9 protein-coding genes are annotated in these 6,402 nt (G+C 57.4%); 7 read left to right on the forward strand and 2 right to left on the reverse strand.

All coding sequences use genetic code 11. The annotated features are described in order from the left end of the window. The 5 genes from ACFE0K_RS10780 to ACFE0K_RS10800 form a co-directional block, all read left to right on the forward strand. Positions 1 to 371, forward strand: a 371-nt coding sequence (locus tag ACFE0K_RS10780; RefSeq protein WP_434536067.1) for an urease accessory protein UreH domain-containing protein, incomplete at its 5' end; no start/stop codon positions are given. 66 nt (positions 372 to 437) lie between these two features. Then, entirely contained in the window at positions 438 to 1,811 is a 1,374-nt protein-coding gene (hemN, locus tag ACFE0K_RS10785) for an oxygen-independent coproporphyrinogen III oxidase (RefSeq protein ID WP_434536068.1), read from the forward strand. A gap of 47 nt (positions 1,812 to 1,858) precedes the next feature. After that, positions 1,859 to 2,605, forward strand: a complete 747-nt coding sequence (fnr, locus tag ACFE0K_RS10790) for a fumarate/nitrate reduction transcriptional regulator Fnr (protein WP_434536069.1) — start codon at positions 1,859 to 1,861, stop codon at positions 2,603 to 2,605. After that, complete coding sequence (locus tag ACFE0K_RS10795) at positions 2,602 to 3,519, forward strand: universal stress protein (protein ID WP_434536070.1); 918 nt, start codon at positions 2,602 to 2,604, stop codon at positions 3,517 to 3,519. Before fnr ends, ACFE0K_RS10795 begins: the two co-directional genes overlap by 4 nt. A gap of 16 nt (positions 3,520 to 3,535) precedes the next feature. Beyond that, a complete protein-coding gene (locus tag ACFE0K_RS10800; protein WP_434536071.1) occupies positions 3,536 to 3,832 on the forward strand; it encodes a hypothetical protein in 297 nt (98 codons plus the stop codon). Between the two features lie 30 nt (positions 3,833 to 3,862). Here ACFE0K_RS10800 and yaaA read toward each other — a convergent pair whose 3' ends face one another. Next, positions 3,863 to 4,636: a peroxide stress protein YaaA gene (gene yaaA / locus ACFE0K_RS10805; RefSeq protein WP_434536072.1), complete on the reverse strand. Its 774-nt coding sequence runs from the start codon at positions 4,634 to 4,636 to the stop codon at positions 3,863 to 3,865. Positions 4,637 to 4,710: 74 nt separating this feature from the next. On the opposite strand from yaaA, the gene ACFE0K_RS10810 reads away from it, so the two are divergent. After that, positions 4,711 to 5,193, forward strand: coding sequence for a hypothetical protein (locus ACFE0K_RS10810; protein ID WP_434536073.1), 483 nt, complete (start codon positions 4,711 to 4,713; stop codon positions 5,191 to 5,193). A 58-nt stretch (positions 5,194 to 5,251) separates the two neighbouring features. Continuing rightward, a complete protein-coding gene (locus tag ACFE0K_RS10815) occupies positions 5,252 to 6,085 on the forward strand; it encodes an MBL fold metallo-hydrolase (protein WP_434536074.1) in 834 nt (277 codons plus the stop codon). A 163-nt stretch (positions 6,086 to 6,248) separates the two neighbouring features. On the opposite strand, the gene ACFE0K_RS10820 is transcribed toward ACFE0K_RS10815, so the two are convergent. Next, positions 6,249 to 6,402, reverse strand: a 154-nt coding sequence (locus ACFE0K_RS10820; protein ID WP_434536075.1) for a CorA family divalent cation transporter, incomplete at its 5' end; no start/stop codon positions are given.

Raw genomic sequence — 6,402 nt, forward strand, 5'->3', positions numbered from 1 at the left:
GGCGGCTGCGCCCGGTAGATCGGCGGCTGAAAGCGCTGGCGCTGGGGGGATTATGGGGCCGGGTGCCGTGTGGCCTGATTTCTACCGCCCTGGCCCTTGCCGTTACTGCCGGCAGCGCATTGGCCGGCGCCTTGGTGATGCTGGTCTTCGGTGTGGTGACCGTGATTCCGGCGGCAATTACCGGTGTGATCGCCTCCCGGCTGCAGCATTTTCGTAACGGAATATGGCCGAAAGTGGCGGCATCACTGACTTTAGTGCTGGCCCTGGCATTTTTCTGGCAGGCCTGGTCCATGAGCCAGATGCCCCATCACGGCCACCATGGCTCTGCCGATTCAGGCAAACACAGCCAGCACCATCAGCCGGGGTCTTGATCCAGGTCAACACAGTCAGTTCAAGGCCCGCAATAATGGAGGAAATCACTTAACCGGAGAGCGGGTGTGGCTACCTGGGACAAAACATTGATCAGCCGGTATGGCGGTCCCGGACCGCGCTACACGTCTTACCCTCCTGCGCCCCAGTTTCACGAGGAAGTCAGCGAGTCAGATTATGCCGAGGCTATTGAAGCCGGTAATGCCGCTCGCCGGCAGCTCTCGCTGTATGTGCACATTCCGTTCTGCAGTACCGTCTGCTATTACTGTGCCTGCAACCGGGTTGTCACTGCCAACCGTGGCAGAGCGGCGGAATACCTGAAACGTCTGAAACAGGAAATCGGCCTGCGCGCTGAACAAGTAGACAGTCAACGGCCGGTTACCCAGATTCACTGGGGTGGCGGTACCCCCACCTTTCTCAGCGATGCCCAGATTACCGAGCTGGTCTATTACATGGCCCGGCATTTCACCTTGCGTGAAGATGATCGTGGCGACTATGCCATCGAGATTGATCCACGCACCGTGGACCAGGCCCGCCTGGGGCTACTTCGTGGCCTGGGCTTCAATCGCATCAGCCTGGGGGTGCAGGACCTGGATTTGCGTGTTCAGCAGGCGGTCAATCGGGTCCAACCCTATGAAATGATTCGTCAGATCATGGGGTGGGCGCGGGACTTCGGCTTCAAATCCATTAACACCGATCTGATTTACGGCCTCCCCTGGCAGTCGGAATCCAGCCTGGCCCGGACAATAGAGCAAATTGCAGAGCTGCGCCCCGAGCGAATTTCGCTGTACAACTACGCGCATCTGCCGGCGCGTTTCAAAATTCAGCGGCAGATACCGGATATGGCCTTGCCCAGCCCGGAAGAAAAGCTATCCATGTTCGTGCGTGCCGGGCGCATTCTCCAGGATGCCGGCTATATCTTTATCGGCATGGATCACTTTGCTCTGGAAAGCGACGAGATTGCTGTGGCTCAGCGCAACGGGCTTCTGCACCGCAATTTTCAGGGGTACACCCTCCACGGGGATGCGGATTTGCTGGGCTTTGGGGTCAGTGCCATCAGCCAGGTCGGCACTCTTTATGCCCAGAACATGAAATCATTAAGTCAGTGGTCAGATGCCATTGATCAGGGCCAGTCAACCATTGAGCAGGGCTATGTCCTGAATCGCGATGATCAGATGCGCCGGGACCTGATAATGCGCCTGTTGTGCGATCTTTACGTGGACATGAATCTGTTCAGTGAGCAGTGGCAAATCAATTTCCCGGACTACTTCGTGGATGGCCTGGCCGCCTGGGTGGAATTTGAGAATCAAGGCCTTGTGCGCGTGGACAAGCAGCGGCTGGTGATCACCGAGCAAGGCCGACTGGTGAGCCGGGCCCTGGTGATGCCTTTTGATCGTTACACGCAGAACGAGGCAATGAACCGCTTCAGTCGCATCATTTGAACCATATTCGCTTGTTATTCACCCTGCCCTATAATGTAAGGTGAAATTTGCACTACGCAGCCATCAACCGGAGCCACGCCGTGTCTCACCATGTTTCCTGCAATGATTGCAGTCTTAGCCCTATCTGCCTCCCGCTGGCAGTGGCGCCGACACAGCTCGACGAGCTGGATCGCATCATTCACCGGGGGCGCCCCCTGAAACGCGGCGAACACCTGTTTCGCGCCGCCGATGAGTTTCAGGCGGTCTACGCGGTCCGCTCCGGCGCCCTGAAAACCTACGTGCTCAGCGATGAGGGCGACGAGCAGGTCACCGGCTTCTACCTACCCGGGGAAGTGCTTGGCATGGATGGCATCAGTACTGCCCACCACATGTCCAACGCCAAAGCGCTGGAAACCGCCACGGTGTGCGAGATTCCTTTCTCAAAACTGGAAATGCTGTCCCAGCGTATTCCGTCGTTGCAGCATCATTTTTTCAGCCTGATGAGTAACGAAATTCGCTCTGATCGTGAGCTGCATATGCTGCTCAGCAAGAAAAATGCGGATGACCGGGTGGCATCCCTGTTGCTTTCAATGTCGGCGCGCCACCAACGCCGTGGGCTCAGCGAGCGAGTATTCCGCCTGCCCATGTCTCGCTATGACATCGCCAATTATCTGGGTCTGGCAGTGGAGACCGTCAGCCGCATCTTTACTCGCTTCCAGCAAAATGGCTGGCTGCGGGTGGAAGGCCGTGAAGTGGAGATCCTTGACCGGCGAAGCCTTTGTGGAGAGCGCCAGAGCCTGGAGGCAAGCCTGTGAACGGCCCGGTACTGGCCATTCTCGACAGCGACCTCAAAGCACCGCAGCCAGCGCTTAAAAAAGCCAGACAGGTAGCGGATTCCACCGAGGCGCCGCTGCATGTTCTGGTCAATGCTTACTCCTCTGCCATGGTCCGCGCCGTTGGCGTCGACCAGCAGCGACAGGACGCTGCTCGGGCACAGATCCAGAAAGCCTGGCAGAACAGGATAGGTGAATTGGCAGATAGGGAGCGCTGCGACCTTTCCATTCTGTGGCAGAAAGACAGCATGGCCGCATTGCGCGAGAGCATCCTCCGCCTGCAACCCGCCATGGTGGTTGTGCATACCAGTGAAGAAAGCGGCTTGCGTCGGCATCTTTTTACGCCGCGGGATTGGCAATTGATTCGCAAGGCGCCCTGCCCGGTGCTGTGCGTGCATGGCCGTCAGTGGGCCAATGCACCGAGAGTTCTGACCGCTCTGGATCCGGGCACAGAAGAGCAGCCCGACGATGCCCTGGCGGTTAACGTGCTCGCTTCGGCAGATCATTTTGCCAGTCACCTTGGCGGCTCTCTGCAGGCCTGTCATGTGCTGGATGAAATGGACGACAGCCTGATTCTACTGGTTGGCGAGGCGATCCCCGATTACAGCGGCGGGATGGAAAAAGTGCGCGAGTTTTACCGTGATCGCTTTCTGCAATTCGGTACCGCCCATGGCTTGCAGCCGGACCAGATGACCGTGCTGACCGGCCCGGTGGCGCCGACCCTGGCTACATACTGTGACGAACAGGATATGGATGTACTGGTGGTTGGTACCGTGCATCGGACTCTGCCAGAAAGGCTGTTGTTGGGCGCTACAGCAGAATCCGTGATTACCCGAGCCAGCACGGATGTGCTGGTCATCAAACCCGAAGGTTTCCAGAGTCCCTGGCAAGCCTGATCAGGAGCATAACGTAATGACAGACAAGAAGGATTTTGCCGACAATATTCGCCAGAAACTGGAAGACTGGGATTATCAGCTGGATCGGTTGACCGCCCGGCTGGGGGACAAGCGTGAAGAGTGGCGCACCGACGCCAAGCAGAAAATTGCCGAGATTCAGGATCGTCGCGACGAACTGGAAGCGAAACTGGAAAAACTGGAGTCCCACGGCGAAGATGCCTGGGATGACATCAAAGCCGGTGTGGAACTGGCCTGGGATGGCCTGAAAACCGGTTTGCTTGCCGCTCGCAGCGAATTCGAAGACAAAGACTAGCCGTGTGCAGGAGCGCCGCCAGCGGTGCTCCTACTGCTCCTGTCGACGAAAGACCGGTTTGTCCGCAGTCGATTCCTCCGCGCAGAAGCGATACCCCGCCACATCGAAATTTTTCAGTTTTGCCGGGTCCTTGAGGCCCTTCTTGATGATCCACGCCGCCATCAGCCCGCGGGCCTTCTTGGCGTAAAAGCTGATCACCTTGTACTTGCCGTTTTTCTCATCCTGGAATACCGGCTCAATGATGCGGCCATTGATACCTTTCTTGTTCACCGACTTGAAGTACTCATTGGATGCCAGATTGACCAGCACGTCGGTTTTCGTCGCTTTCATATCCTTGTTGAGCTGTTCGGTGATAATGTCGCCCCAGAACGTGTAGAGGTCCTTGCCCCGAGGGTTTTCCAGTTTGGTGCCCATTTCCAGCCGGTAGGGTTGCATCAGGTCCAGCGGGCGTAGCACGCCATACAGTCCCGACAGCATACGGAAGGACGTCTGGGCTTCCTTGAGCTGGTTGTCAGTGAAGGTATCGATTTCCAGGCCTGTATAGACATCGCCCTTGAAGGCAAACGCTGCCGGCCGGGCATTCTTCTTGTTAAAGGGTCGCTGCCACTGGGCAAATCGCTCCACATTCAAGTGCGCGATCTTGTCACTGACACTCATCAGGCTGCTGACATCCGCCGGGGAGAGCTGGCGTGCCCGTTCGATCAGCACTTCGCTATCATCCAGCAAGCGGGGCTGGGTGGTTTTCAGCGTTGGCAATTCGCTCTCGTAATCCAGGGTTTTTGCTGGCGATACAACAATCAGCATGACCTACTCCTTTACATATGACTCCCGGGATTATATGAATCAGGGGGAGCGAGGTCTGCAATTGTGGAGAATAAATGCGCCTATTACTGGTATTGACTGTCATTATCGCGGTTACCGTTCTGCTCTGGGGTAGCTGGCAATGGGGCCGTCGACCGTTTTATCTGGTGCTGAGCCTGGTACTGGCCGGCCTCATGGTGCTGGGAATCGGTGTCTGGCAAGGTGGTCGTGACGATCAAGTGCGCCTTCCCCCTGACGGTATCCAGGTAACGCTGAAAGAATCCCTTGCCTCTGAATCCGGCGTGCGCCTTACCGGCAACCTGGCCAATCGCAGTGAAATGAATGTGGCGGCGGTAACGCTTCAGGCCCGCGCCCTGTCCTGCCCGCAGACGGAGAATGGCTGCACTGTGATTTATCAGCAGACCATTGATGTGCAAATGTACCTGCCCGCGGGTCAGGATTACCCCTTTGCGGTTGTCAGTCGTCATCCGAAAGAAGATACCCCGGTGGATCGCTGGGAACTGGAAGCGATCGACAAGCTGGTCTACCCGCAGTCGTAGGCTGGCATCCTGCCGGGTGAATCGTCACAATGCGTCCTCCAAACTCCCAGGAGTCATTATGGCATCACTGATTCCCGGCCAGCTTACCCCCATTGGCGACCATGCCTGGCGGGTTCTGGCGCGTAACCCGGGCATGATGACCGGGCCAGGCACCAACAGTTATCTGTTTGGCAAGGAAAGCCTGACTGTCATTGATCCGGGCCCCGAGGATCAGGAACACCTGCAGGCACTGCTGCAGGCCGCCCGCACCCTGGGAAAACCGATTGACCAAGTGATTGTCACCCACACCCACCGTGATCACTCTCCCGGCGCTCTGGCATTGGTAGCCGCCACGGGGGCTCGTTGTCTGGGCCCTTCGGTGCCCGATGATGGCCTGCAGGATGAAAGCTGGCAGTCAGACCACCTGTTAACCGAGGGAGACCGGGTGGATTGCGGCGGCGTTTCGCTGCAGGTAATCGAAACCCCGGGCCATGTAGGCAACCACCTGTGTTACCTCAGCGATGATGGCCTGCTGTTTACCGGCGATCACCTGATCCAGGGCTCCACCGTAGTGATCGCCCCACCCTCCGGCTCCATGCAGGCTTACTTTGCGTCCCTGCGCAAACTGCAGCAGCGCGGCATCACGCGCATGGCTCCAGGCCATGGTGATGTGATCAGCGACCCGGAAGAAACCCTGACCCATACCCTGGCGCACCGCCAGAAACGGGAAGACAAGGTCCTGGACGCCCTCTCGGCAGACCCGCAAACCTTGGGCGCACTGGTGAAAGCTGTCTACGACGACGTGCCCGAATTCCTGCACGGTGTAGCCCAATTCTCCCTGCAAGCCCACCTGATAAAGCTGGCCGAAGACGACAAAGCCGAGGAAATCGATCAAGGCTGGAACAAAACCTGATTGCGCCAACCCTGCCGCACCTAAAAGCCGACCCAATCATTGTAGGAGGCTGCTTGCAGCCGAACCTGGGACAACCGGTTCGCTTGCAAGCAAGCTCCTACAGGTGCCCCGCCGGAAGGTTTTTTCGCTTGTTAACTATTCACTATTAACTGTTAACTGCCCTTCACAACCACCCTTTACGCTTGAAAAACCAGTAAGGCGTCATCCCGGATAGCAACATCAGGCATATCGCCATGGGATAGCCATAAGGCATGTCCAGCTCCGGCATGATTTCGAAGTTCATGCCGTAAATGCTGGCAATCATGGTGGGTGGCAGG

The organism is Alcanivorax sp. (assembly GCF_051117345.1).
In the GTDB taxonomy this organism is placed as follows: Bacteria; Pseudomonadota; Gammaproteobacteria; order Pseudomonadales; family Alcanivoracaceae; genus Alcanivorax.

Coding starts and splice junctions, on each gene's coding strand:
- ACFE0K_RS10800 (WP_434536071.1), top strand. CDS start 3,536: ATGACAGACAAGAAGGATTTTGCCGACAATATTCGCCAGAAACTGGAA.
- ACFE0K_RS10815 (WP_434536074.1), top strand. CDS start 5,252: ATGGCATCACTGATTCCCGGCCAGCTTACCCCCATTGGCGACCATGCC.
- yaaA (WP_434536072.1), bottom strand. CDS start 4,636: ATGCTGATTGTTGTATCGCCAGCAAAAACCCTGGATTACGAGAGCGAA.
- ACFE0K_RS10810 (WP_434536073.1), top strand. CDS start 4,711: ATGCGCCTATTACTGGTATTGACTGTCATTATCGCGGTTACCGTTCTG.